Source organism: Orrella marina (genome assembly GCF_003058465.1).
Classification (GTDB): domain Bacteria; phylum Pseudomonadota; class Gammaproteobacteria; order Burkholderiales; family Burkholderiaceae_B; genus Algicoccus; species Algicoccus marinus.
Genome location: NZ_CP028901.1, coordinates 1805139 through 1831747, shown reverse-complemented (window position 1 = coordinate 1831747; position 26609 = coordinate 1805139). Strand labels below are relative to the sequence as shown.

Below are 26609 nucleotides of genomic sequence, written 5' to 3'. Positions count from 1 at the left end.
GATGTCAGTCCTTTGGCTTCCAGACCGTGCCGATTGAAAGGTCCTTGAGACGCTTGCGGCCACCATGAGTCAGGTTGACCATGGCGCGAACGCCAACGACTGCAGAGAACATAGATGTCAGAATGCCCAGGCAATGCACGACCGCAAAGCCGCGTACAGGGCCCGTGCCAAAGATCAGAAGTGCAATACCAACGATCAAGGTGGTCAGATTGGAGTCGAGAATGGTTCCCCATGCCCGCTCAAAACCAATGTTGATCGCCGCTTGCGGGGATTCTCCTCGTCGGAGCTCCTCTCGTATTCGCTCGTTGATCAGCACGTTGGCGTCAATCGCCATGCCGATGGTGAGTGCAATTGCGGCAATGCCCGGAAGAGTCAGGGTCGCTTGAAGCAGGGACAGCAGTCCAAGCAGCAGCAGGACGTTGAGTGTCAGACCAATCGATGAAAACACGCCAAACAGGCGGTAATAAACGATCATGAAAGCAACAACTGCCACAAATCCCCATAGCGTTGCCTGGAAGCCCTTTTCAATATTCTCGGCACCCAGGCTAGGTCCGATGGTGCGCTCCTCAATGATGGTCATGGGTGCTGCGAGTGATCCGGCGCGCAGCAACAGTGCAATGTCGGCTGCATCTTCTGCCGACATGCTGCCGGAAATCTGGACCTGTCCGCCTGGAATTTCGCTGCGAATCACTGGTGCTGTTACGACCTGACCGATCCCTTTCTCGAACAGCAGGATGGCCATGCGCCGCCCGATATTGTCGCGGGTGACGTCGCGGAAGATTCTGGCGCCTTTGTTGTCGAGTGTCAGATGCACCGCTGCTTGCTGGGTTTGCTGGTCTCGACCGGCTTGCGCATCTTGCAGGTTCTCACCTGTCAGAATGACCTGTCGTCGCAGAAGCAGAGGGCGACCATCGGTATCGTCGTAGCGCTCAAGTCCAAATGGAACAGTCCCTGCTGCCAGGGCGCTGGTGGCTGTCGGGGAATCGTCGACCAGCCGGATCTCCAGTGTTGCCGTGCGTCCGAGAATCTCCTTGGCACGCGCGACGTCCTGTACTCCAGGAAGCTGAACAATGATCCGGTCAGAGCCCTGTTGCTGGATGACAGGTTCGGCCACACCGAGTTCGTTGATCCGGTTGTGCAATGTGGTGATGTTCTGTCTGAGAGCGCTGCTCTGTACGCTCGCGATCGTGGCGTCAGTCATGCGTGCGGTCAGAATCGGGCGACCCTCGAGCGTTCCCTGGCCAGCGCCTTCCTGAAATGTCATGTCGTTGCTGCGTGAACGCAGCAGAGCAAGTGCACGGGAACGCGCACCGTCATCTGGAAACGCGAGCACGACGGACATGGCCTCACGTTCTATTCCGCTGGTCGGAATTCGCTGATCACGCAGAGTTGCCCGGAAGTCTGTGGCAATCGAGTCATAGCGGGCTGTCAGAGCGCCCTCCATGTCGACTTGCAGCAAAAAGTGCACACCTCCTCGCAGGTCGAGTCCGAGGTACATCGGATTGGCGCCAATGGCCGAGAGCCACTGCGGAGAAGCAGGAAGCAGGTTCAGCGCGACCGTGTAGTCGGGGTCCTGGGGGTTCGGATTCAGTGCCCTTTCGATCAGATCACGTGCCTTGATCTGGATATCGGTGTTGGCGAACCGGAACCGGATAGTGCCAACGGGTCCGTTGCGCTCGAAACTTGAACCAGTCGTTGTAATGTCTGCTTGCTGCAGCAGAGACTGCACCCGCTGAAGCATCTCCGGTTCGACCTTGATAGTCGACTTGGCACTGGATACCTGGACGGCTGGTGATTCACCAAAAAAATTTGGCAAGGTGTACAGAACACCGAGAACCAGGGCGACCAGGACGGTAAGGTACTTCCACAGGGGATAGCGATTCATGAGCGCAACGTATCAATGACTGCAACGGTGACAGAGGCTGTCACCGTTGCATCGGGGAAAAAACGGAATCAGATGGCCTTGATGGTGCCCTTGGGCAGAACCATCTGGACGGCACTGCGCTGCACCAGGATTTCGACGGGCTTGTCAGCGAGTTCAGCTACTTCCATGTGAATGTAGGCATCACTAACCTTCGTGACGCGACCGAGCAGACCGCCTGCTGTGATTACCTCATCGCCCTTGGCCAGACCTGCGACCAATGCCTTGTGTTCCTTCTGGCGTTTCATCTGGGGACGAATCATCAGAAAGTAAAGAATGGCAAACATCAGGACGATGGGCAGCAGGCCCATCAGGGATCCAGCATCTGCCGCCTGAGCCAGCACCACACCGGCAGTTTCTTGCAAAGACATTCAAAGCCTCCTAGTTTCTTGCAAATACGAATAAGAATAACGGGCAATACACAGCCAGCGAGTTTGTTCTCGGACAGTGCCTTCCGGGCGGTTATTGTACCGAGTTGGAGGCACGCTGCTCGAGGAAGCGGGATTTCCAGAGTGTAAACGTCCCATTCTGAAGGGCCTCGCGCATCTGGGACATGATGTCCAGATAGAAATGAAGGTTGTGCAGCGTATTCAGCCTTGCGCCTGAGATTTCGTTGGCGCGCTGCAGGTGGTGCAGGTAGGCGCGGGAGAAATTCTTGCAGGTGTGGCATCCGCACTCCGGATCAAGGGGCCGGGTGTCATCCCTGTAACGGGCGTTCCGGATTTTGATGTCACCATTGCGGGTGAAGAGCCAGCCATTGCGTGCGTTACGGGTTGGCATCACGCAATCGAACATGTCCACGCCTTTTGAAACGCCCTCGACCAGATCTTCCGGTGTGCCCACTCCCATCAGGTAGCGCGGCGCATTGGCTGGCAGTTTAGGTGTGATGTTCTCTAGCACCCGCATCATGTCCTGCTTGGGTTCACCGACCGACAAACCACCAATCGCGTAACCGTGGAATCCGATATCAACCAGTGCCTCCAGCGACTCCTCTCGAAGATCTTCGTACATGCCACCTTGGACGATTCCAAACAGCGCGTTCGAATTGCCAAGTTCGTCAAATGCATCGCGTGAGCGACGTGCCCAGCGCGCTGACATTCGCATGGACTTTGCGGCCTGTTCGTGGGTGGCGACGACGTCGTTGATCTTGTAAGGCGTGCACTCGTCAAACACCATCACGATGTCACTGTTGAGCGAGGTCTGTATCTCCATAGATACTTCAGGCGTGAGAAAGAGTCGGGAGCCATCTATGGGCGAGGCAAACTTGACTCCTTCCTCTGAAATCTTGCGCATGCCTTGAAGACTGAACACCTGAAACCCACCGGAGTCGGTCAGGATGGGGCGATCCCATCCCATGAATCCATGCAGGCCGTTGTGAGCGCGGATGATCTCTTGCCCTGGGCGTAGCCACAGATGAAAGGTGTTGCCAAGGACGATCTGCGCTCCAATATCCTCTAACTCGTGCGGCAACATGGCCTTGACGCTACCGTAAGTACCCACGGGCATGAATACGGGGGTCTGAATCACACCATGGTTCAGGGTTAGTTGCGCACGTCTGGCGCGTCCCTCAGTCTTGAGGACTTCAAACTGCATGACAGAATCCTTCCTGGATAGTGGGTTTTTCGATGAACATTGCGTCACCGTAACTAAAGAATCTGTACCGTTGGGCCACTGCATGCGCATAAGCGTCTCGCATGGATTGAAGACCGCAGAACGAGGCGACAAGCATCAATAGTGTGGATTTGGGTAAATGAAAATTCGTGATCATCGCGTCGACCACTTTCCATTCGAATCCCGGTGTGATGAACAGTCGTGTCTGGTCGCTGTGTGCGCTGACACGCCCCAGATTTGCGACAGCACTCGACTCAAGTGCGCGAACACTGGTGGTGCCCACGGCGATGACGCGCGATCCTTGCCTGCGTGTCTCCTGAATCAAATCGGCACATGCCTGATCAATGGTGTACCACTCCGAATGCATCTTGTGTCTGGAGAGGTCTGACTCCCGGACTGGCTGGAATGTGCCTGCTCCGATATGCAAGGTTACAAATGCTTGCTTGATGCCCCGCCGGGCAAGTTCATCAAGCAGCGTCTGGTCAAAATGCAGTCCTGCAGTCGGCGCAGCAACCGCACCAGGGTGTCGCGCGTAAACCGTTTGGTAGCGTGAGGCATCCTGGTCGTCGTCCTGATGGGTAATGTAGGGGGGCAGTGGCACGTGGCCGATCTCATCGAGAACTTCCAGCACAGGTTGCTCGAAACGCAACAGGAAGAGATCCTCCTCGCGTGCAGTGACCTCAGCCTTAGAGCCCGGCTCTCCTGCTTTCTGGACGGTTGAGTCGAATTCGAGCCAGGTGCCAGGCTTGGGTGACTTGCTTGCTCTGACGTGCGCTAGTGCTTCGTGTGGACTGATGATGCGCTCGATCAGTACCTCAACGCGGCCTCCCGTTCTCTTGCTTGCATGTAGTCTGGCCTTGATGACTCGCGTGTCATTGAAAACCAGCAGGTCACCGGGTCTGATCAGTTGCATGATGTCAGTGAATGCACGGTCGACAAGCGAGCCATCTGCTGCCAGATGCAGCAATCGGCTATCTGTCCGCGAGGCTGCAGGGAACTGTGCGATCAGATCCTGCGGCAGTTCGTAGTTGAAGTCGTCCAGCGTAAGCGTTGTCGAAGGGGCAGTAGTCATGTTGGGTGTCTGTGTCGCGATGGGTCCATCGCTGGCTTCTGGGTATCTCGGGGTCTTGTGGAAACTTCACTAAGGCGTCCCTGGCACGGTTCTCTAACCGTGCCAGATCTGGCGAGTGCTGGATCCACATCAGTAGAAGCGGCGGCGCTGGAGATTGCTCGCGCATTCGGGTTTGCAAGGCGGTATTGTAGTGGACAGCAGCGGGCGGGCCAGCGTACCAGCCAGCTAACTTGAGGTGACGCAGAGTCTTTCGCGTCATTGCATTGCTCGCAGTGCAACTGGCGTTCGAGATGGTCCGGAACGTGCTTCTTTTGCGCCAAGTCAACGCGCTTCACACAAAACTTGCTGATTTAGGGCATTCCTAGGTACTGTTACGCGTACAGCGACACACGACCTCTGGAGACAGTTGGCTCGCGGGTTGCTGTGAACAGTATGCGAGGCGGCAGATTGACCGGATGGCTTTCCGGATCTGCGTATCACTTTCGCGTTGCGATCAGGAAGCAGGGGAATCAACTTCATGGTACGTTCGGTTGGCGCAAGTATTGCAAGATGGGTTTCAGGTGCCGCTTTGTCGGTAATGGTAGCGGGAGCGCAAGCGCAAGGGTTGCCTGCAGAACTGTCGGATGCGTGGCGCAAGACAGGCTTGCCGGAGTCATCTGCATCATTTGTAATCGAGAAAGTTCAAGGGGCTCGCATTGCCGGACTGAACGTGGACGAACCTCGCAATCCGGCGTCGGTGATGAAGCTCATCACCACTTGGTCAGCCCTTTCAGATCTTGGGCCGGACTTTGTCTGGCAGACAGCGTTTTTGACCGATGCTAAGGCGACAGTCAGTGATCAAGGGGTGCTTTCGGGTAATCTGTACCTTCGCCCAAGCGGAGACCCAATGCTTTTGCTTGAGGATTTGTGGCGGCTGATGCGTGAGTTGCGACTGCGAGGTATCACCCAGATCGGGGATGTGATCGTGGACAGGTCACTTTTTTCGGATGTCGCAATTGATCCCGGCGAGTTTGATGGTCGACCTGATCGGCCCTATAACGCGAGTCCTGATGCTTTTATGGTGGGCTTCGGGGCAATCCGGCTGGTCTTTACTCCGGATGCTCAACGAAATGCATGGCGAGGCTTCATTGATCCAGGCATACCAGGAATCGACATTGATAGTGATATTCAATGGCTTTCAGGTCCCTGTCGCAGTGCGCCTCAGGTGTCGCTCGAAACAATCGTCACTGGCGATCAGGTTCGATTTCGGGCTGCGGGTCGTGCGCATGGATCCTGTGGCGAATTCGACATGTACCGACTGGCCTTCGATCAGCAGACCATGGCAGCGAAGGTTCTCAAGACGATGTGGGAAGAGATCGGTGGCAGCATGACGGGGCAGGTTCGCGCTGGACAGGTCCCCGCGGATGCTGTGCCGGTCGCCGCACATGAATCCCCCCCGCTTGCTGAGGTCATTCGTTTCATCAACAAGCGCAGCAATAATGTGATGACCAGGGTCTTGCTGTTGACGATCGGGGCGCAGTCTGGTCTGCGTCCATCGACAATTGATGGCAGCGTGAACCGGATCAAGGCCGTTCTGGGTAGGCAGGGTCTGGACTTTTCCACTGCGGTGATCGAAAACGGTTCGGGGTTGTCCAGAAATGCCAGTGTGTCTGCGAATCAGCTCGCTGCGATGTTGCAGACGGCTTGGCGTTCCCCCTCGATGCCTGAATTTCTCTCGTCCATGGCGATACTGGGTGTCGACGGGACGTTGCGGCGGCGTCTTAGAGGGCCAGAGACAAAAGGCTATGCCAATATGAAAACAGGTGCCTTGCGTGACGTCCGCGCGATTGCCGGTTACGTTCTGTCGGCAAGCGGGGATCGCTATGTGTTCGTCAGCATGGTCAACCACCCCGAATCCTACAAGGCTCGAGAGTTCGAGAACACGGTCATGCAGTGGCTGATCGAGCGACGTGACTAAGCACATTTTTCGCTCATTCTCTCTGTTTGTCGAATTGTTGCAAAGCGACACAGCAGTGGGCATGATGTCCGGAATGAGGCAGTCACTCATTTCGATTTTTGCGTCGACTTGGATTTCTTCCATGCTCTTCGACGTCGCGCGCTTCAGGCAGCAATGTCTCAAAGAAATACACGGTGTGTGACCAGTACCTCGTGACGTCATCAATGCATTTGAGCGACAATACCCTACTGTATTCAAGCAAAGAGAAAGCTTGGCAGGCAGGAAGTTACGGTGTGCAGTCCTGGATCAAGCAAGACCTGGGCGAAAAATCAAGGGATTGTCGATAAGGCTGGAGAAAAGAACAAGATGGCACTTTATGAAATCAGGCACCCATTGGTGCGTCACAAGCTCGGACTAATGCGCCGGGAAGCGTTGAGCACTAAAAGTTTCAGGGAGCTTGCTCTGGAGATCACAGAGCTCCTGATGTACGAGGCCAGCAAGGATTTCATCCTTGAGAAACACACCGAGCAAGGCTGGTGCGGTCCGGTCGAAGTCGAGAGGGTGGCCGGCAAGAAAGTGACAGTGGTGCCGATTTTGCGCGCCGGGATCGGCATGCTTGATGGCGTGCTGAATCTGGTTCCCGGGGCCCGGGTCAGTACGGTCGGAATTGCCCGCAACGAGGATACCTTGCAGGCGCAGACGTATTTTGAGAGACTGGTAGGCGAACTCAACCAGCGACTGGCGATCATTGTCGACCCTATGCTTGCGACGGGTGGTTCAATGGTTGCGACGATTGATCTGCTCAAGAAGGCTGGCTGCAAGGAGGTCAGAGCACTGGTTCTGGTGGCTGCACCACAGGGCATAGAGCGAGTACGATCTGTTCATCCGGATGTCGATATTTACACCGCATCTGTGGACCACGGTCTGAATGAAGACGGGTACATCATGCCTGGCCTGGGAGATGCAGGAGACCGGATATTTGGTACGAAACAGAAGGGACATGACACTTCGGTTTAAGTTTTTCTGATATCGTGAGTCATCGATTGATGTCAGTCTGGATTGCTTTGAATTTCAGTCTGAAACGGATCAGAAAACATTTCGATCAACAAATTTGATACGGGATGTGCTGGACGCTGTTGGGGCCAGGTTCGTGTGTCAGACAAGTGTCCGGAAGTCATCACGTACAAGTCGCAACAGCCGGTTTCGACTGTTGTTATCAAGGCTGACAGCGTGTGCTGCCAGTCGGAACACAGACAGGAGGTTTGAAATGGCCAGAAAGCATGAAGCGTCAGCTGCACAAGAAAAGCTGATCGACTCGGTCAAGACCGCACTCGACGATGCGGAGAGCCTGTTAAGGCAGGCAGCCGCCGAAACGGGTGACAAGGCCGACGTCTTGCGTGAGGAAGCGCTCGATTCACTCAAACGCACCCGCCTTGCCCTATACGACGTTCAGGATTCCGTCGTCGAGAAGGGCCGTCAGGCCGTTCGAGCGACTGACGAGTACGTTCACACGAATCCTTGGCAGGCAATCACGGTGTCGGCAGCTGCGGGCCTGCTGCTCGGATTGCTGGTCAGCCGTCGCTAGGCGTACTCATTCAGATGACCATACGCGGTTCAATCCGGTCCTTGTTCGGGCAGATCCTGGGTGCCATGCGTACCCGGCTAGATCTGTTCGGAGTTGAGTGGCAGCAGGCCCGTTCTCAGGTTGCCGTCCTGGTCGGGCTGTTACTGGCAGGCGTATCCTTCCTGTGGCTTGCTGCCATGATGTTCAGCCTGCTGGTGGTGACACTTGCCTGGCCAACTCCCTACCGTAACTGGGTGGTTATCGGGCTCTTGCTTATCTATCTGGTAGCGGGATTGGTCAGCCTGATTCTTCTCAAGCGACGTCTTGAAAACTCAGAGAATCATCCTTTTTCCGCGTCAGTCGAAGAGCTTGGTAAAGATGTCAGTCTACTGATGCAGGCGCTCGAGGGCGGTGCGGAACACGACGGCGCATCAGCCCGACAACAGCCCTCTCGTGGCAGCGGTGACGAGGCAGTCAGCAAGAGGACGAATCCATGAGCAGGCCACGTTCGGTTGCATTTGATCGCGCCTTGAAGATCGAGTTGCTTCGTACCCGCGCTGCGCTGGAACGAGAGTCCATCAGCGCTCATGCCTCGCAACTGCGGCATTCATTGGATCCACGTGAGCAGATGCTGAATCTGCTACCAGGTTCAGCATCAGGTGTTCTGGGACAGGTCGGGCAACTCGCATTCCAGTATCCCTATCTGTTGTCGAGCGCAGCCTCTCTCCTGACCAGTCAACTCCGGCGCCCCAAACGACTTTTGGTGGCTGGCGGCGTCGCATTAGTGGTGTGGGCAGCAACCCGGTATCGAAAGAGCGACTGATTCGGTCAAGGGTGGTGTGCTGATCAGACTGCCTGAATATTCCGCGAAACAATATGAACTCTCCCATTGCTAAACTCCTTGCGTCGTTGTAGCGGGGGCGCGCGCGGGTCACAGACTTTGACCTGGCGCGTGTTCGACCAATGCAGGCGCGTACCCGCCTCTACCGCTTTGTACGCGAGCTTTGTACACGAGCATTTGATGCGCCATGCCCAGCCCTGCCTAAAGAATCTCCCGGTTCAGGCCGGCTTTCTGCCTGACCCTTCCCCCGGTTGTTCCAGCGTGCCTTTGGCCGAACGGCTCATGTTCCTGGTTTGCAGTGCTTCGGTGGCGATCACTGCGCACGTCTGATCCAGCCCGGGTATTCTGACGCTGTCAGTTCAGAATACCCGGGTTCTCCTCACAGCCCTAACGTGTTCCAGATTTCATCCACCCTCTTGCGAGTGGCATCGTCCATGACAATCGGCGTTCCCCATTCTCGTTGTGTTTCGCCCGGCCACTTGTTGGTGGCGTCCATACCCATCTTGCCACCTAGTCCTGAAACCGGCGAGGCAAAATCCAGGTAGTCGATTGGTGTGTTCTCGACCAGCAACGCGTCACGTACAGGATCCATTCGTGTGGTCATAGCCCAGATGACCTCCTTCCAGTCACGAATGTTGATATCGTCATCGACAACCACGAGGAACTTCGTATACATGAACTGGCGAAGAATGCTCCAGATGCCGAACATGACCCGCTTTGCATGTCCCGGGTATTGTTTGCGTATGGAAATCACTGCCAGCCGATAACTGCAACCTTCTGGTGGCAGGTAGAAGTCGGTGATTTCCGGTAATTGTTTCTGAAGCAGTGGAACAAACACCTCGTTCAGGGCCACACCCAGAACGGCGGGTTCATCTGGTGGCTTGCCGGTATAGGTGGTGTGGTAGATCGGGTTGCGCCGCATGGTGATGCGCTCGACGGTGAAGACTGGAAACCAGTCCTGCTCGTTGTAGTAACCCGTGTGATCTCCATACGGACCTTCAAGTGCCATTTCGTACAGCCCTGGCGGTCGTGGGTGCGCACCCTCTGGGACTGTTCCGTGCTGAATGCGAGGGTCAGAGTCGGGAAGAATGTGGCCCTCGAGAATGATCTCGGCTGTTGCAGGAACGCTAAGATCACTGCCGAGCGCTTTGGTGACCTCGGTTCGACCTCCTCGCAACAGCCCGGCGAACTGATATTCGGATAGAGAGTCCGGAACGGGTGTGACCGCACCTAGCGTTGTCGCGGGGTCGGCCCCAAGCGCAACCGCGATCGGGAATGGCTTTCCGGGGTTGGCCAGTGAGTGATCCCTGAAGTCGAGTGCGCCGCCGCGGTGTGACAGCCATCGCATGATCAGCTTGTTTCGGCCGATCACTTGCTGGCGGTAGATGCCAAGGTTCTGGCGTTTCGCGTTCGGCCCGCGCGTGATCACGAGACCCCAGGTCAGCAAAGGTGCAATGTCCCCGGGCCAGCATGTCTGGATGGGAAGTTTTGCCAGGTCGACGTCTTGCCCCTCCCATACCACTTCCTGACATGGTGCGCCGCGCACTTGTTTAGGTGACATGTCCCAGAGGGCTGCTTTGAGCATTGCAACCTTGCCAAGTGCATCCTTGAAGCCACTGGGCGCCTGAGGTTCCTTCAAGTTGGCAAGCAGGTGGCCGATTTCACGCAAGGCGCCGACAGAGTCAGCACCCATTCCGAGTGCGACACGCTGTGGTGTTCCGAACAAGTTGGCCAGCACCGGCAGGCCCGAGGACTTGCCAAGATGGCGAGCGGACTCGAACAGCAGAGCGGGTCCCTCCTGATGTAGAACCCGGTTTGAAATCTCGGTCATCTCCAGATGAGTATCGACCGGGACCTTGATTCGCTTGAGTTCGCCTTGATCTTCAAGCTGGTCGAGAAAGTCTCGCAAATCTTTGTATCGCAAAGCAAGGTTCCCCAAAAAAGTGGTTAAATTGGGCGTATGCCGGATTCATTATCACTTACAGAACGCAAAGGCTGGCTCTATTGGCAGGCTCGCGTAATGGACATCATTCGTACAGTTGCTGCCTATCTGGGTGTGGCCGTGATCGTGATTGTCGTCATGGTGCTGACTGTGCCCAGCCTGCGCGGCCAGGCCAGCATCCTACACCAGGCTGTACTGATTGCGCTTGTGCCCGACCAGTATGAGGTCGACCCGGCTGCTGCGATTGATCCGGCAGCTGTTGCACCGCAAGTCAGTCCTGTTGATCTTGACGAGATACCGGCTCGCCGCCTTGCCCGTCTGGAGCCCCCCCGGAAGAGAAGGTTGAGGAGCCTGTCAAGCTAACGGAGCCGATGGGACTGCTTGGAAACAATCGCGTTGATCGCATCGAAGAGGCGATGAAACACTTCAAGATTACCCGGACCCAGCTCGATGCGCTCGAGAGTTATATCGCACGTAAATACTGGGTGGGTAAAGCAGTCGTGAACCGTCTGGTTGAAACAGTGCTGCTGGCGGGCAGGGAGCTTGATGTGAACCCTGTGCTGATTCTTGCCGTGATGTCGGTCGAGTCACGTTTTAATCCCTATGCTGAAAGTGGGGCGGGAGCGCAGGGTCTTATGCAGGTAATGACGCGTGTCCACACGGACAAGTTTGAGGCGCTCGGGCAGGAGGACGATGCAGCGTTCCATCCTCAACATAACGTCAAGGTCGGTGCGCAGATTCTCGCGGATTGTATTCGTCGTCGAGGGTCGGTCACCAACGGTCTGAAGTGTTATGTCGGGGCGACTGGTCCGAATGATGGGGGCTACAGTACAAAAGTACTGGCTGAGCAGCGCCGGATGGCGCTGGCTGCCAAGATCGCCCTGCCAAGGTAGGTAACCTCTGGCGGCATAGCTCAGTTCTTTGAGTTGGCTAATGCGCTAAGTGAGGCGGGTCTTCGGCGAATTTATTACCTTGTCCATTCGTTCGATCGCCTGTTCAAGCCGGTCGATCCCCATTGTGTAGGAGAGGCGGATCATGCGCTTGGCATGAGTGGGTCCAAAGTCCATGCCAGGCACGACCGCGACAGACCCGAGCTCAAGCAGTTGGCGGGCCAGTTCATCACTATCGTGAGAGAAGCGACTAATGTCGGCATATACGTAAAAAGCACCATCGGGTTGCGCAGGAACCGTCAGGCCGATTGATTCCAAAGCATGCACAAAATAATCCCGGCGTTTTTTGAAAGCTTCCCGACGATGTTCGAATACTGCCAGCGAATCGGGTGTGAAGCAGGCTAGCGCGGCATGCTGTGACAAGGTTGGCGGGCAGATCGCCAGACTCGATGCCAGATTCTCAATTGGGAGAACCATGTGTTCTGGGACGATCATCCATCCCAGCCGCCAGCCCGTCATGTGAAAGTATTTTGAAAAACTGTTCAGAATCACAAGGTCCTGGCTCAGGTTCAGAGCGGAGCGTCGAGTCTCGGTGTAGGACAGTCCGAGATAAATCTCGTCCATCATGACAAAGCCGTCCTTCGCGTGGACAGATTCGATGATGCCCGAGAGCCGTTCGTGGTCGATCGATGTGCCGGTCGGATTGCCGGGGGATGCCAGCAAAATGCCAGCCGTCTTGTCGGACCAGCTCGATTCGACTTGCTCCAGAGTCGGCTGAAATCCGTACTGTGCTTCGGTGGGTATAAGCCGTGTAGTACCACCTGCAGCGGTCACAAAGTTGATGTTGGGGGGATAGCATGGGTCAGGCATGAGCACCTCGTCGCCCTGATTGACGAGTGCCATGTTCCCAAGTAGCAACGCACCACTTGCACCAGATGTCACGATTACACGCGAAGGGTCTACTGCAGCGCTGAACTGATCAGAATAAAATTGCGCAATTGCCTCGCGCAGTGCGGGGATTCCGAGCGCGGGGCTGTAACGTCCGAGTCCTGCGTCTGATGCAGTGTGCAACGCCCGAACCACTTCAGGTGCCGCACCGAAGTCGGGCTCGCCGATGCCCAGGCTGATGATGTCGCGTCCTTCACGCGCCAGTTCGGAGCTGCGCTTGAAAATAGACATCGCGTGAAATGGCAGAATGTGATCGGTACGGCGGGCAAGTGTAGGGAGTGTCATGGGGATTGAGTCTGGTTGTTCCTGAGGAGAATTGTAGTGTCGGATCAGCCTACTTCCAGGCGTTCGTTTCTGTTTGGTCGCAGTTTTAAGGGGAATGATCCCTGGTTGCGGTTTCTTGCGCGGCTTAAACGCAGTTGTGAAGGCAAGGTGAGCCTTGTCAAGCGGGACAGTGCACCGCTGGCCAGACTCGAGCCTGCACGGCAGGAGGATGTGTTTCATGCGTTGAGCCTGTGCAGGGAATATCGGGTTTGCATGGCACTTGATGGCCTGCCCTTGGGCGGCCCGGATGCGCAGCGCCCTGTGCTCCAGGTGGGCGCGGGCAAAGCGTGGGGAACGCTCATGCCTGCGGGTGAGCAGGTGTGGCGAGTGCAGGCGGGTTGTCCAGTTCAAGTCATGCAGGCTGCAGGGCTGGCGGTTCACACATGGGACGGGTTGCCTGGACAAGCCAATCTGGCCCAGTGGATAGCTTTGTTGCCGGTGAACTCGCCGCCAGGAACTCTCGGGCAGTACCGCATTGAGGCGATCGAGTGGCTGTATCCCGACGGTTCGATCGAGGTGCTCGGCCAGTTTGGTGTCAAGGATAGTCAGCCATTGCGCTCGATGGCTGCCCAGCGATCGATACCGTCGCTGTTTCAGCTGACCGCTGATCCTTTGGTCGAGCAGTGGATGCAGGCAGGCGCTCACACTGGCACTGAGCCGCAGTGGCCGCTGCGCTACAGGCTCGATGCGCTCGTGGCCAGAGACGGTGTGGAGATCAATCTGGCACACCTTTTGCTGGGGCATCGTGGCAGTCTGGGATGGGTGGTTGCCGCACACATTCGTTCACCCGATAATGGCGAATCGTCTGATGCGTCTGGTTCCGCAGCGTGCGAACGTGGGGTCGATTCAGTCAATCCAGTTGATCGACTACCCGAAGCAAGGGAAATCGATATGAAAATCAAGCGCGCGATGGATCCTGATATGGTGTTCCTATCCTGCCAGGACTAAACCGGATAGAATCAAAATCGTTGTCATGCTTATGCGTAATAGAGGCACTAATGGATCAAAACTTTCGACAGTCAGCCCTGGATTATCACGAGAAGGGCCGCCCCGGCAAGATCTCGATTGCCCCCACCAAAAGCCTCTCAAACCAGCGTGATCTGGCGCTGGCCTACTCGCCTGGCGTGGCGGCTGCCTGCGAAGAGATTGTCTTGGATGCACAGAACGCAGTGCGTTTCACAGCCAGAGGCAACCTGGTTGGCGTGATCACCAACGGCACGGCTGTGCTGGGTCTGGGCAACATCGGTGCGCTCGCCTCGAAGCCCGTCATGGAAGGCAAGGCGGTGCTCTTCAAGAAGTTCGCCGGAATCGATGTCTTTGATATCGAGATCAACGAAAATGATCCCCACAAGCTGATCGAGATCATCGCTGGACTGGAGCCCACGTTCGGTGGCATCAATCTTGAAGACATCAAGGCTCCTGAGTGCTTTACGGTCGAGCGCGAACTCAGAAAGCGCATGAATATTCCTGTGTTTCACGACGACCAGCATGGTACAGCCATCTGTGTCAGCGCGGCGTTTGTGAATGGACTGGAGGTTGTGGGCAAGAAAATTGACCAAGCCAAGGTCGTTGTCTCGGGTGCAGGTGCTGCGGCACTGGCGTGTCTGGATCTGCTGGTTGACATGGGACTGGCGATCGAGAATATCTGGGTGACTGATATTGAAGGTGTGGTTTACAAAGGGCGAACTACGCTGATGGATCCAGACAAGGAGCGATTCGCCCAGGATACCCAGGCCCGAACGCTTGCCGAGGTGATTGACGGGGCAGACGTCTTTCTTGGACTGTCGGCCAGCAATGTGCTCAAGCCCGACATGGTCGGTCGCATGGCCAGCAAACCGTTGATCCTGGCGCTGGCGAACCCCAATCCGGAGATCCTGCCGCCTGATGCGCACGCAGTCCGTGATGATATTGTCATGGCAACCGGGCGTTCGGACTACCCCAATCAGGTCAACAACGTATTGTGTTTTCCGTATATCTTTCGCGGCGCGCTGGATGTTGGCGCGACCACGATCACTCGCGAGATGGAGAAGGCCGCGGTCATGGCAATTGCCAGGCTTGCCCGCGAAGAGCAGAGTGAGGTGGTTACTGCTGCCTATGGTATTGGTGATGTGTCGTTTGGGACTGACTACATTATTCCCAAGCCGTTTGACCCTCGGCTGATTACCAGGATTGCACCCGCCGTTGCCAAGGCTGCGATGGAGTGCGGTGTGGCGACAAGGCCGATTGCGGATCTCGACGCTTACATGGAGCAGCTCGAACAGTTCGTTTACCACTCCGGTGCTTTCATGAAGCCGGTGTTCTCGGCTGCCAAGCGATTTGTGCGCGAGCAGGGTAAATCTCGCATCGTGTTCACGGAAGGGGAGGATGAGCGCGTTCTCAGGGCCGTACAGGTAGTGGTCGATGAGAAACTCGCAAAGCCAATCCTGGTTGGACGGCCCTCGGTGCTGGCAGATCGCATAGAGAAGCATGGGTTGCGCCTGCGTCTGGGCGAGGATGTCGAAGTGGTCAATCCGGACTGGGATGAGCGCTTTCATCGCTACTGGACGAGCTATTGGGAATGTATGTGCCGACGTGGTGTAAGCAAGGAAATGGCCAGAGTGGAGATGCGCCGTCGTCTGACACTGATTGGGTCGACCATGGTCCATCTCGGAGACGCGGATGGCATGATATGCGGGACCGTGGGTGGGTACTCGGATCACCTGCGTTATGTCGATCATATGCTCGGACTCGCGCCAGGTGCGACCACTTATGCCGCCATGAACATTCTGCTGCTGCCAAACCACACACTGGCACTGGTGGATACCCACGTCAATGAGGACCCGACAGCAAGCCAGATAGCCGAGTTCACGCTCGAAGCTGCCGAAGAAATGCGCAGGCTTAATCTTGTACCCAAAGTGGCCCTGCTGTCTCGATCGAATTTTGGGACAGGCAGCACGGCCTCGGCACAAAAGATGCGTGAGGCGCTGGCAATCATTCAGGAAAAGGCCCCTGATCTGGAGATCGATGGGGAAATGCACGGTGATTGTGCGCTTGACGAAAAATTGCGTTTGCGGATCCTGCCTTCCTCTACGCTCAAAGGTTCCGCCAATTTGTTGGTATGCCCCAACGCGGAGGCTGGCAACATTGCTTACAACTTGCTCAAGACGGCTGCAGGCGGCGGAGTGGCAGTCGGGCCGTTGTTGCTGGGAACTGATGCACCAGCGCATATTCTGACTTCTAGTGCAACCGTACGGCGCATTGTCAACATGACTGCTCTGACGGTGGTCAAGGCCAACCACATGCAAAGCTGACGAGTCGAGGGCCACGCCACTAGAATATGGTGTGGCCTCTTGGGTCTTGTGAAAGGCACAGCTGGTCAGATGAAACTTATTGTCCGGTACTGTAACCGTATCAACCGAGAAGTGTTGTTCGGTTTCACGGTGTTGCAATTTTCCTGTGATTTCTGATTGATTCCTCGCGGTTTAGTCGATACGATTCGCCTCAAAGGCAAAATATAAAAGGCGGGCGGCGGCAATGGTCAATTCGATCGATAAACAGGTTCAGAAACTGATCTCCCAGGGGGGTGAGTTCGATGGTCAATCGGATCTCGATGCTGTCAAGGCATCTCTCGAAGGTGCAGAGATCGCCTGCTACAGAGCGGATTGCTCAAAAGCGCGAAATCGCTCCGCCGTGTTTCGTGCAGTCGTCAAGGCAGTAGACTACCCGGAATTTTTTGGTTCAAGTTTCGATGGTTTGTACGACTGTCTGAACGATACGGTTGCTGACCAGCGGGTAGGCGTCGGTATTTTGCTGGATGACCTGCACTCGGCAGATCCGGATCTGGAGAAGGATATGTCGCGACTGGTCGACGTGCTGAATGAAGTGGCTGATCACGCGCGCGATCAGGGCAAAGTATTTGTTTTCGGGATCAAACACGGTGGCAAGCATCCTGAAGCGGTGCCCGGTGTGGTTCACAACTGGAGCGAGACGCCGAGTTAGGAACCAGTCGGATTTAAATTCGTCGGTGCGCCACGAATGTCAGTAGCCAAACTTTCGCGACAGTCTCCGAGTGTCCGTCTTTGATGTGAGAAACTGCATTTCTCGTGCAGAGGATCATTGCACCGTTTCGGGGTGATCCCATCGCTGCAGGGCGGTCAGGGCACTGACTGCGGCCAGTCCTGCTGTTTCAGTGCGCAGTACGCGTCTTCCCAGACTGATGGCCACTGCACCTGCCTTGATCAGTTCGTTTTGTTCATCTGGTGCCCATCCCCCCTCTGGTCCAATAAAAACCGAGCAACCCTGATGGCGTCGCACAGTCTCAAGCAGGCTTTCACTGGTGAGCGGTAGCGCCGCCTCGCTCAGTACACAGGCAAGCATTGGCTGGTCTTTGCAGGCTTCGATGGCCTGCTTGAGCGAGTGAGGCATCAGTAGTTGCATGAGATGATTGCGACCGCATTGCTCGCTCGCAGACTCGATCAGACGCCTGCCATGGGCTGCGCGTTTACTGGCCCGGTCGCTGTTGAGCTTCACGACACTTCTGCTGGCCTGTACAGCAATCATCCGAGTTACACCAAGTTCGGTTGCTTTCTCGATAATCCAGTCCATTTTGTCCTGGCTTGCCATTGCCTGTACGAGCGTGATCTTCCCTGAAATCTCACGACTGACAAGGCTGGAACTTTCAATCTTGGCCTGACAGAGCGATTTGGAAATGACTGAAATCCTGGCCTCGGCCTGCCTGCCTTTGCCATCGAACAGGACGATCGGCTCTCCTTCGCGTAACCGTCGGACCCTGACGTGGTGGGCCACATCGTCAGGCAGCTCGATCGTGTCGCAGTGTTCGAGTCGGGTGTCGCAGAAAAAACGGGCAGTTGTCATAGATGAAATCATAACGTGTCTGAGTGTGCCCAGGAGCAAGGCTAGCCTGGTCCTGGATGCAACAGAAAATGCGAACCAGTCCTGATCAGCTGCGTTTCCCGGCGATCCGCCCAGGTGGGGTGTTAAAATCCGGGCTTTCCCATTTGAGTCGGTCTCAGCCTTGTCGCAAAAGACCCACCGTACGCGAACCGGATTGCAGCACGGGTTACACGTTCAGAGGGCGCACAATCTGGCTGGAACGCTCTCATGTTCCCATCCTTTATATCTCCAGTCTGAAGGCAAGCCTGTCAAATGAGTACATCCGAAGTCTCCCCCACCCAGATGGCCAATGCGATTCGTGCGCTTTCCATGGATGCTGTGCAGAAAGCCAAATCAGGCCACCCGGGTGCGCCCATGGGGATGGCAGAGATCGCGGTGTCACTGTTTACCCGGCATCTGAAGCACAACCCGTCTGATCCTGCCTGGTTTGATCGTGACCGCTTTGTCCTGTCCAATGGCCATGGCTCGATGTTGATCTATTCTGCGCTGCATCTGGCCGGCTACGACTTGCCGATCGAAGAGATCCGTCAGTTCCGGCAGCTGCACTCGCGTACGCCAGGACACCCTGAAGTGGGTGTTACTCCGGGTATCGAGACAACGACGGGGCCCCTCGGCCAGGGCTTGTCCAATGCGGTCGGAATGGCCCTGGCTGAGGCATTGCTGGCCGGTGAGTTCAACCGTCCTGGTCACAACATTGTCGATCACTTCACGTACGTATTCGTCGGCGATGGCTGTCTGATGGAGGGTGTTTCGCATGAGGTCTGTTCTCTGGCCGGCACGCTGCGACTGGGCAAGCTGGTTGCGATCTATGATGACAACGGGATCTCGATCGATGGCAAGGTGGAGTATTGGTTCAAGGACGATACTGCGCGCAGGTTTGAGGCATATGGCTGGAATGTAGTGCGCGATGTGGACGGACATGACGAGGCTGCAGTCAGTGCAGCCATCGAGCAGGCTCGTGCATTGGGGCAGACCCAGCAGCGTCCGACGCTGGTCGTTTGCCGCACCGTTATTGGCAAGGGTTCGCCGGCAATGGCGGGTACTGAGAAGGTCCATGGAAGCCCACTGGGTGACGCAGAAATTTCGGCGACACGTGAGGCGATCGACTGGCCATATGCTCCATTCGAAGTTCCGGATTCGATTTGTCAGGCGTGGGATTGTCGGCCCGAGGGGCAGGCTAGCCAGGACCAATGGCAGGCAGGCTTTGATGCTTATCGCGCTGCGCATCCCGAACTTGCAGCTGAGTTTGAGCGACGCATGCGGGGTGATTTGCCTGCGGGATTCGCTCAGCAGGCCGGGCAGTTGATCGAGGCGATCAACGCTCAGGCTCAGACTATTGCCACACGCAAGGCCTCACAGATTGTCATCGAGTCGCTGGCTAGCCTGCTCCCTGAAATGCTGGGTGGTTCGGCAGATTTGACCGGTTCGAACTTCACCGACTGGAAAGGTGTTACAGCTGTACGCGGTGGTGATGCCGGTGTGGAGTTCGGCCGTCACATCAATTACGGTGTGCGCGAGTTCGGTATGGCTGGCATCATGAACGGTATTGCTCTGCACGGCGGGTACCTGCCGTTTGGGGGCACATTCCTCACATTCTCGGATTACTCGCGCAATGCTTTACGCATGGCGGCGCTCATGAAGCAGCGAGTGGTTCATGTCTTTACGCATGATTCGATCGGGTTAGGCGAGGATGGGCCGACGCACCAGTCTATCGAGCACGCTGCGAGTCTGCGGCTGATCCCCAACCTGGCCGTATGGCGTCCGTGCGACACGGTGGAGACTGCCGTGGCGTGGACCGAGGCAGTCCAGCGCCCGTCAAGTATCGGCATGACGGTTCGCGATGGTGGGCCAAGCGCCTTGCTGCTTTCGCGTCAGAATTTACCGTTTGTTGAACGAGACGAGAAAACGATTGCTGCAATCGCCCGAGGCGGTTACGTTCTCTCGGATGTGCCATCTCCGGCTGCAATCATCATTGCGACGGGCTCGGAAGTAGAGATTGCACTGGCTGCCCGGAAGCTTCTTGAGGACCAGGGCGTGGCCGTGAGAGTCGTCTCAATGCCCTGCACCGAACGGTTTGATCAGCAGGATGCTGACTACCGTAACGCCGTGCTGATCCCAGGTGTGCCGAGAGTGGCAGTCGAAGCGGGTGTGCGTGACTTCTGGTTCAAATACGTGGGGCTCGATGGTGCGGTCGTCGGTATCGATCGTTATGGTGAGTCCGCCCCGGCAGGTGATCTGTTCAAGTTTTTTGGTTTGACCGCGCAGGCAGTTTCGGACGCTGTCAGAAACATTATTTAAAACAAGGAGTGTTTTGTCATGGCAATTCGTGTTGCGATTAACGGTTACGGTCGTATCGGCCGGAATATCCTGCGTGCCCACTACGAAGGTGGTAAAAAGCACGACATTGAGATCGTTGCGATCAACGATCTGGGCGATCCCAAAACCAATGCGCATTTGACGCAATATGACACCGCCCATGGTAAATTCCCCGGAACAGTCACGGTTGACGGTGATCACATGGTGGTCAATGGTGACAAGATCCGTGTGCTGGCCAACCGCAATCCGGCTGAGTTGCCCTGGGGCGAACTCAAGGTCGATGTGGTTCTGGAGTGCACGGGCTTTTTTGCAAGCAAGGAGAAAGCCAGCGCACACCTCAAGGGTGGCGCGCGCAAGGTGATCATCTCTGCTCCAGGCGGAAAAGATGTTGATGCAACGGTGGTGTTTGGGGTCAATCAGGACGTACTCAAGGCTGAGCATACCGTTATCTCCAACGCATCCTGCACCACCAACTGCCTGGCTCCGCTGGTCAAGCCGCTGCACGACGCACTGGGTGTTGAGACGGGGCTGATGACTACGATCCACGCCTACACGAATGACCAGGTTCTGACTGACGTTTATCATGAAGATCTGCGTCGTGCGCGTTCCGCGACCATGAGCATGATCCCCACCAAAACCGGTGCAGCGGCAGCAGTCGGACTGGTTCTGCCCGAACTTAACGGCAAGCTCGACGGATATGCGATGCGTGTGCCGACGATCAATGTCTCGATTGTTGACTTGTCTTTCATTGCATCGCGCTCGACAACCGTTGAAGAAGTAAATGACATCCTCAAGAATGCTTCCGAAGGTCCGATGAAGGGCATTCTCACCTACAACACGGAGCCTCTCGTGTCTGTGGACTTCAATCACAATCCGGCCTCGAGCAACTTTGACGCAACTCTGACCAAGGTGTCCGGTACGCTGGTCAAAGTGAACTCCTGGTACGACAACGAGTGGGGTTTCAGCAACCGGATGCTCGATACCACCGTTGCTTTGATGAACGCGAAGTGATCGGCATGGCGGTGATGACTCTGGCGCAACTGGCTCAGGCCGGTCAGTTGCGCGGCAAACGCGTTTTTATCAGGGCTGATCTCAATGTGCCACTCGATGATGCACGCCATATCACCGAGGACACGCGCATCCGTGCGTCCGTTCCCGGGATTCAGATGGCACTGGATGCGGGAGCGAGCGTCATGGTCACGTCGCATCTGGGGCGTCCGAAAGAGGGCGTTCTGACACCTGAGGACAGTCTGGCTCCGGTCGCTCAAAGGTTGTCTGAACTGATCGGCAAGCCAGTCAGGTTGCAGGCAGACTGGGTAGATGGCGTGATGATTGAACCAGGCGAAGTGGTTCTGCTGGAGAACTGTCGCGTCAATCCAGGTGAAAAGAAGGATGACCCTGATCTGGCCCAGAAGATGGCTGCACTGTGTGATGTTTACGTCAATGACGCTTTCGGTACCGCCCATCGGGCAGAGGCGACTACCCATGGTCTCGCGCTACACGCGCCAGTGGCGTGTGCAGGCCCGCTGCTGGCTGCAGAACTTGATGCGCTCGGCAAGGCTCTGCTCGAGCCACGACGTCCGCTGGTTGCCATTGTGGGAGGCTCAAAGGTTTCCAGCAAGCTCTCGATCCTGAACTCACTCGCAGACAAGGTGGATCAACTGATTGTCGGCGGCGGCATCGCCAACACCTTTATGCTCGCTGCCGGGTTGTCGATCGGCAAATCACTGGCAGAACCAGATCAGGTCGATCAGGCTCGTACTGTGATTGAGAAGATGAAGGCGCGTGGGGCCGATGTGCCGATTCCGTCGGACGTAGTGGTTGCAACCGAGTTCTCGGCGCAGGCCAAGGCAACGGTCAAGGCAGCTGACCAGATTCAGGATGATGACATGATCCTGGATATTGGGCCCGATACGACTGCGCGGTTAGCCGCCATACTGGCAAATGCGCAGACCATTGTCTGGAATGGGCCTGTTGGTGTATTCGAGTTCGAGGCTTTCAGCCGCGGCACGCAAGGCATTGCCCAGGCCATTGCGGACTCAGACGGGTTCTCGATTGCTGGCGGAGGTGACACGCTTGCGGCAATCGCCAAGTTTGGCATTTCTGAGCGTGTTGGTTATATTTCGACTGGCGGTGGAGCGTTCCTGGAGTTCCTGGAAGGCAAAACATTGCCGGCCGTCGCTGCGCTTCAAAAGCGTGGTGAACAGACCTGATTTTTATCTGACTGTAAACTCCAGAAGTTGAAACGAGAACGGGACCATCAAGGTCCCGTTCTCGTTTCAACTTCTACTTCGATCTCGGCTCTGGATCAATTTGCTCGATTTGAACAGCACGCGTGAGCCTGTGGGAGATAGATGAGTATGCGTTTTAGGTCACACCGGCGTGGCAGCAGCCTGTTCCAGTCGTTTATGGGCATAGACGGCCGCGACTGCACAAGACGCCAGACGAGCTTGACGTGTGTCTGCCCGGCTGGTCAGGATGATGGGTACTCGGGCACCCAGAACAATACCGGCGGCCAGTGCTCCAGCAAGAAACGACAGGTTCTTGGCTAGCATGTTGCCAGCCTCAAGATCCGGAACAATCAGAATCTGTGCATGCCCCGCCACCGGGGATTTTAGTCCCTTCATGGAGGCTGCCTCTGGACTGATCGCATTGTCCATCGCAAGAGGGCCATCCAGGATGCCTCCTGTGATCTGCCCGCGGTCCGCCATCTTGCAGAGTGCCGCTGCCTCCAGTGTGGTCGGAATCTTGGGGTTGATCTGTTCAACTGCGGACAGAATGGCTACCCTGGGCGTGCCCAGTCCAAGTGCCAGATGCAGGTCGATTGCATTCTGGACAATATCGGCCTTGCAGTTCAGGTCTGGCGCAATATTGATCGCTGCATCGGTGATAAAGAGCGGCTCCGGGTAGGTTGGAACGTCCATGATGAATACATGGCTCAGGCGTCGGTCTGTGCGTAGTCCGGTCTGCGTCTGGACCACCTCATGCATGAGTTCGTCTGTATGCAGGCTGCCTTTCATGAGCAGACTGGCCCGGCCCGCACGCACCAACGCGACTGCCTCGTGAGCGGACGCATGGCTGTGCGGTGTGTCGATCAAGTCGAGACCGCTTATGTCCAGGCAGGATTCTTGTGCAACGGCCTCAATGCGGGATCGAGGCCCCACCAGAATCGCCTTGATCAGACCGAGTTCGGTGGCTTCTACCGCAGCGGTCAGGGATGTCCCGTCACAAGGGTGCGCGACGGCACAAACTTGCGGCGGAATTGCCTGCGCAGCCTGGATCAGTTTTTCAAACTTCACTCGGCTATGCTCACTCTGGGCTTGCTCGACAGCGTTCACGCTCACTCCTTGCTTTCACCGGAACCGGGCTGCACGGTCGGCGTGGCTGGTGTGGCCTGGCCCGATTTATCCGCTGCTTTTGATACTTGTGATGAAGTATCGGGGGGAATTTCGGTATCCCTGACAGGCGTGTTGCCACCTGCCTGAGTAGCGCCCCCTGCGACAGCAGGCGATTCGACTTTCTGTTCCGCTCTTCCGGCATCCTTGCTGTCAGCTTTTTCCTGTGGCACACGTGCCTTTGCTGTCCGCATTGCAGCAGATTGGGGCGATGCCTTTCTGGCGCGCTTTGCTGCCATTTTTCGTGCGGGTCTGGCAATCGGACTCGTATCTGGCGCCGCAACAGATTCTGTGTCAGATCTCCCGGCCTTTCCCGTTGCAGTTGCGTCCGGTTGCGGTGTGGGTCCCAGATCGAGGCTGGTCTGTCCTGACTCGCGCAGTTCGTATTCAAGCGCCGTGTCAAACCCTGAGTGTCTGGCAACGATATCTTGTTTAATCGCATTACTTTCGGCTTTCGCACCTAGATGCCTGGCTTTTTCGACCAGTTGGTCGTGTGCCTTCTCAGGCTCTCTGGCATCGCGCACAGCCAGGTTGTACAGATCCAAAACCTCTTTCAGGCGACTCTCGCCCTCTTCGTTCAGGGTGCCACTCGCCATCGCAACCTGCTCGACAAACTTGGCAGCATCCAGAATCTCTTGTTCCGAGTGCTGGGCAAGCATGGTGGGAATCGCCTGGATGGAAGCCTTCGGATCGACAACCATAACCATGGCCTGCTGGCGCACCATGCGCTTGAACTTCGAGAGCGTCAGGACGTGTTCCTGGCCTGAGCGTAAGCGACGAATCAAATTGAAGCTGCGCTCGTCGATACCACCTTGCGCTTGGGCAAGATAGATCATGACGCGGATACTGGCTTGAGCAAGTCCGCCTTGCTGGCTCATCTCGCGAAGCTCTCCAACGCGTCGTTTGACAAACTGGATATGTTCGGGAGAAACGCCAGGATGTTTGCGTGGTGGGCCCTCTTTGGCCCCTAGGCCAGCCAGATCCTGCATGATGGGGGATCCGTAGACTGTCATGAATGTTTGTTCGACGACCGAGTCACGCCATTTGCCCCACAACTCGAGCCATGACTCGATTGACTTGGAGATTTGCTTCTCCGCCTGCAGGAATGGATTGTCAGGGCTTACCTGCTTTCTGTGATTACGGACTTCTACCGACAGCGGGCCCGTTGCGGCGACAACCGGATTCTTGTCGGAAATCATTTCATACGGCAGACGTAGTGGATGCAGTTTCTGAAGACGCTCGGTCATGCGCGGCGTCGCCATCATCTTGATCCAGGGCTGCATGAATGACTTGTAAAGTCCGAGGTTGACTTGAGACAGTCGCGATACTGTTGCAAAGCGTCGATCGTCATCTTCATTGTGCTGAACAATCTTCTCGATGTCAGCAAGGTGTCTTCTTTCAAACTTGAGTACGTAGTCGCCGTAAGCCAGATCGGCATTTGGCGTATCGGCAGTTTTGTCCGTAATTACTGCTTCGTAAATTCCTGCGGGCAGCATGTCGATCATGTCGATGTTGCAGGTGAATTCACGGTGTTCTTTTCTGGCGACGGCTCCCGACACAAAAATTCCGAGGTGTCCGATGCTTTCATGAACGGCATAAATGATGGTTTGGCCATGCGCCAGCACTTCGCGATCACTCTGGTAAAGATCTGTAATCCAGCCCAGTGCCTGCGGCGGCGGCGTGATGTCGTCGCCCTTGGAACAGAATACGATGATGGGTGAGCGCACGTTGCGCAGATCAACTCGCAGACCGTCCCGGGTAACCATGCGGGATGTTGACAGGCGGTTGCCAATGAAAAGGTTGTCAACGATGTACTGGATTTCCTTACCGTTCAGAAATACGTGTCCGCCCCACCAGCGTTCAAAACCGAGATAGCGCGACGCTTCGGTATCAACATTGGCATACAGATTGTATTGCTTGCTCCAGAGGGTGTTAGCCGGGTTCAGATTCTCAAAGTTCTGAACCAGATTGGCGCCGTCGAACACGCCGCCACCCAGATCACTGGCCATCATGGTCATCCATGAACCACCCGTCATCCCGCCGGTGTAGCGCATCGGATACATGTTGCGCCATCCGGCCCAGTAGGATAGTGGGGCGCCTGCGATGATGATGGGGCCAAACAGTTCAGGGCGTGTGGCTGCAGCCATCATGATCTGCCAGCCTGCCTGACAGTTACCGATGACCACGGGCTTGCCTTCCGATTCCGGATGCATCTCGATCACGAGTTCCATAAACCGGGCTTCAGCAGCGACCACGTCCTCGACACCTTGGTCAGGTTCGGGCCTGGGCAGGAATCCAATGAAATAGCAGGGGTGTCCTGCCTGAATCGCCACGCCAATTTCACTCTCTGGTTTGAAGCCTGCGATACCCGGTCCATGTCCTGCTCTGGGGTCGACCACAACAAACGGTCGCTTGATTGGATCAACTGGCATCGACTTGGGCGGCACGATGCGGGTCAGCATGTAGTTCACCGGGTGATCAAGCTCCCGTCCATCGAGCACCAGCTCAGCTTTCATACTCAGTACATTGGGTGCCTGCTTGGCCATGTGGCGCTGGTATTGGTTGCCGCGTTGGCGCATTACATCTGTGTACAGGACGCTACGTTGCAGTGCGTCGACTGTGTATTCAATGGCTGAATCCATGAGAGGTGGGATCAGCGGTACGCTCGGGTGTGCTTGACTTTTGGAATTGCTCACTTGGTTTAACCTCTTTTTGGAGTTGCTTCCATGATACTCGTCGTTATATTGCAGTGCAACATAAATAAGTTGTGATGTTTAGAAATGCTTGACAAAGAAATGAAGGGGGTTTCTGCGCAATATGTACCCAAGGACGTTTTGACACAGGCTGTAAACCTGTTGCCAGCACTCGTTGCCGAGTCGTTCGCGTTGCCCGGATGGTGCGTCAATACGGGCCAGTCGGGGAAGTATGAGAGGGACTGATCTGACGGTCTTGTCGT

The 26609-nt window shown here is 56.1% G+C and carries 21 protein-coding genes and 1 pseudogene; 13 read left to right on the top strand and 9 right to left on the bottom strand.

The window, feature by feature from the left end; translation table 11 throughout:
• Positions 1 to 4: 4 nt before the first annotated feature.
• The 4 genes from secD to queA form a co-directional block, all read right to left on the bottom strand.
• Entirely contained in the window at positions 5 to 1885 is a 1881-nt protein-coding gene (gene secD / locus DBV39_RS08210; protein ID WP_108621115.1) for a protein translocase subunit SecD, read from the bottom strand.
• Between the two features lie 68 nt (positions 1886 to 1953).
• Complete coding sequence (gene yajC / locus DBV39_RS08205) at positions 1954 to 2292, bottom strand: preprotein translocase subunit YajC (protein WP_108621114.1); 339 nt, start codon at positions 2290 to 2292, stop codon at positions 1954 to 1956.
• 91 nt (positions 2293 to 2383) lie between these two features.
• Positions 2384 to 3514 (bottom strand): tRNA guanosine(34) transglycosylase Tgt, encoded by a 1131-nt coding sequence (gene tgt, locus DBV39_RS08200; RefSeq protein ID WP_108621113.1) that lies wholly within the window; start codon positions 3512 to 3514, stop codon positions 2384 to 2386.
• Positions 3504 to 4604, bottom strand: a complete 1101-nt coding sequence (queA, locus tag DBV39_RS08195) for a tRNA preQ1(34) S-adenosylmethionine ribosyltransferase-isomerase QueA (protein WP_108621112.1) — start codon at positions 4602 to 4604, stop codon at positions 3504 to 3506. The genes tgt and queA overlap by 11 nt, the downstream gene beginning before the upstream one ends.
• Before the next feature lie 517 nt (positions 4605 to 5121).
• Between queA and dacB the strand changes: the two genes are divergently transcribed.
• The 5 genes from dacB to DBV39_RS08165 all read left to right on the top strand — a co-directional run bounded on the left by dacB (position 5122) and on the right by DBV39_RS08165 (position 8927).
• Positions 5122 to 6561 (top strand): D-alanyl-D-alanine carboxypeptidase/D-alanyl-D-alanine endopeptidase, encoded by a 1440-nt coding sequence (gene dacB / locus DBV39_RS08190; RefSeq protein ID WP_108621111.1) that lies wholly within the window; start codon positions 5122 to 5124, stop codon positions 6559 to 6561.
• Positions 6562 to 6906: 345 nt separating this feature from the next.
• On the top strand, positions 6907 to 7557 hold the full coding sequence (upp, locus tag DBV39_RS08180; RefSeq protein WP_108623178.1) for a uracil phosphoribosyltransferase: 651 nt from the start codon (positions 6907 to 6909) through the stop codon (positions 7555 to 7557).
• A 250-nt stretch (positions 7558 to 7807) separates the two neighbouring features.
• Positions 7808 to 8125, top strand: a complete 318-nt coding sequence (locus tag DBV39_RS08175; RefSeq protein WP_108621109.1) for a DUF883 family protein — start codon at positions 7808 to 7810, stop codon at positions 8123 to 8125.
• 14 nt (positions 8126 to 8139) lie between these two features.
• On the top strand, positions 8140 to 8601 hold the full coding sequence (locus tag DBV39_RS08170; protein ID WP_108621108.1) for a phage holin family protein: 462 nt from the start codon (positions 8140 to 8142) through the stop codon (positions 8599 to 8601).
• Positions 8598 to 8927 carry a hypothetical protein gene (locus DBV39_RS08165; protein ID WP_108621107.1) on the top strand — a complete coding sequence of 110 codons (330 nt, stop codon included), beginning with the start codon at positions 8598 to 8600 and terminating at the stop codon, positions 8925 to 8927. The genes DBV39_RS08170 and DBV39_RS08165 overlap by 4 nt, the downstream gene beginning before the upstream one ends.
• A 397-nt stretch (positions 8928 to 9324) precedes the next feature.
• Here DBV39_RS08165 and ubiD read toward each other — a convergent pair whose 3' ends face one another.
• Entirely contained in the window at positions 9325 to 10869 is a 1545-nt protein-coding gene (ubiD, locus tag DBV39_RS08155; protein WP_108623177.1) for a 4-hydroxy-3-polyprenylbenzoate decarboxylase, read from the bottom strand.
• 36 nt (positions 10870 to 10905) lie between these two features.
• Between ubiD and DBV39_RS08150 the strand changes: the two genes are divergently transcribed.
• Complete coding sequence (locus tag DBV39_RS08150; protein WP_108621106.1) at positions 10906 to 11250, top strand: hypothetical protein; 345 nt, start codon at positions 10906 to 10908, stop codon at positions 11248 to 11250.
• Between the two features lie 8 nt (positions 11251 to 11258).
• Positions 11259 to 11780: a lytic transglycosylase domain-containing protein gene (locus DBV39_RS20715; protein WP_108621105.1), complete on the top strand. Its 522-nt coding sequence runs from the start codon at positions 11259 to 11261 to the stop codon at positions 11778 to 11780.
• Positions 11781 to 11825: 45 nt separating this feature from the next.
• On the opposite strand, the gene DBV39_RS08140 is transcribed toward DBV39_RS20715, so the two are convergent.
• Positions 11826 to 13010, bottom strand: a complete 1185-nt coding sequence (locus DBV39_RS08140) for a pyridoxal phosphate-dependent aminotransferase (protein ID WP_108621104.1) — start codon at positions 13008 to 13010, stop codon at positions 11826 to 11828.
• 36 nt (positions 13011 to 13046) lie between these two features.
• On the opposite strand from DBV39_RS08140, the gene DBV39_RS08135 reads away from it, so the two are divergent.
• The 3 genes from DBV39_RS08135 to DBV39_RS08125 all read left to right on the top strand — a co-directional run bounded on the left by DBV39_RS08135 (position 13047) and on the right by DBV39_RS08125 (position 17027).
• The gene (locus tag DBV39_RS08135; RefSeq protein ID WP_108621103.1) at positions 13047 to 13997 is read left to right on the top strand and encodes a hypothetical protein; all 951 of its coding nucleotides are present in this window, start codon (positions 13047 to 13049) and stop codon (positions 13995 to 13997) included.
• A 50-nt stretch (positions 13998 to 14047) separates the two neighbouring features.
• Positions 14048 to 16339 carry an NADP-dependent malic enzyme gene (locus DBV39_RS08130; RefSeq protein ID WP_108621102.1) on the top strand — a complete coding sequence of 764 codons (2292 nt, stop codon included), beginning with the start codon at positions 14048 to 14050 and terminating at the stop codon, positions 16337 to 16339.
• A gap of 223 nt (positions 16340 to 16562) precedes the next feature.
• Entirely contained in the window at positions 16563 to 17027 is a 465-nt protein-coding gene (locus tag DBV39_RS08125; protein WP_108621101.1) for a barstar family protein, read from the top strand.
• 114 nt (positions 17028 to 17141) lie between these two features.
• Here DBV39_RS08125 and DBV39_RS08120 read toward each other — a convergent pair whose 3' ends face one another.
• Positions 17142 to 17903, bottom strand: a complete 762-nt coding sequence (locus DBV39_RS08120) for a 16S rRNA (uracil(1498)-N(3))-methyltransferase (protein ID WP_159078875.1) — start codon at positions 17901 to 17903, stop codon at positions 17142 to 17144.
• A 291-nt stretch (positions 17904 to 18194) separates the two neighbouring features.
• On the opposite strand from DBV39_RS08120, the gene tkt reads away from it, so the two are divergent.
• The 3 genes from tkt to DBV39_RS08105 are packed head-to-tail and all read left to right on the top strand — an operon-like array spanning position 18195 to position 22471.
• On the top strand, positions 18195 to 20240 hold the full coding sequence (gene tkt / locus DBV39_RS08115; protein ID WP_227870868.1) for a transketolase: 2046 nt from the start codon (positions 18195 to 18197) through the stop codon (positions 20238 to 20240).
• Between the two features lie 18 nt (positions 20241 to 20258).
• Positions 20259 to 21269 (top strand): type I glyceraldehyde-3-phosphate dehydrogenase, encoded by a 1011-nt coding sequence (gene gap / locus DBV39_RS08110; RefSeq protein ID WP_108621098.1) that lies wholly within the window; start codon positions 20259 to 20261, stop codon positions 21267 to 21269.
• Positions 21270 to 21274: 5 nt separating this feature from the next.
• Complete coding sequence (locus DBV39_RS08105; protein WP_108623176.1) at positions 21275 to 22471, top strand: phosphoglycerate kinase; 1197 nt, start codon at positions 21275 to 21277, stop codon at positions 22469 to 22471.
• Positions 22472 to 22630: 159 nt separating this feature from the next.
• On the opposite strand, the gene DBV39_RS08100 is transcribed toward DBV39_RS08105, so the two are convergent.
• Complete coding sequence (locus tag DBV39_RS08100) at positions 22631 to 23596, bottom strand: phosphate acetyltransferase (protein ID WP_108621097.1); 966 nt, start codon at positions 23594 to 23596, stop codon at positions 22631 to 22633.
• 569 nt (positions 23597 to 24165) lie between these two features.
• Positions 24166 to 26295 (bottom strand): annotated as a pseudogene (locus tag DBV39_RS08095) (DUF3141 domain-containing protein); the annotation flags it as partial.
• Positions 26296 to 26609: the final 314 nt, after the last annotated feature.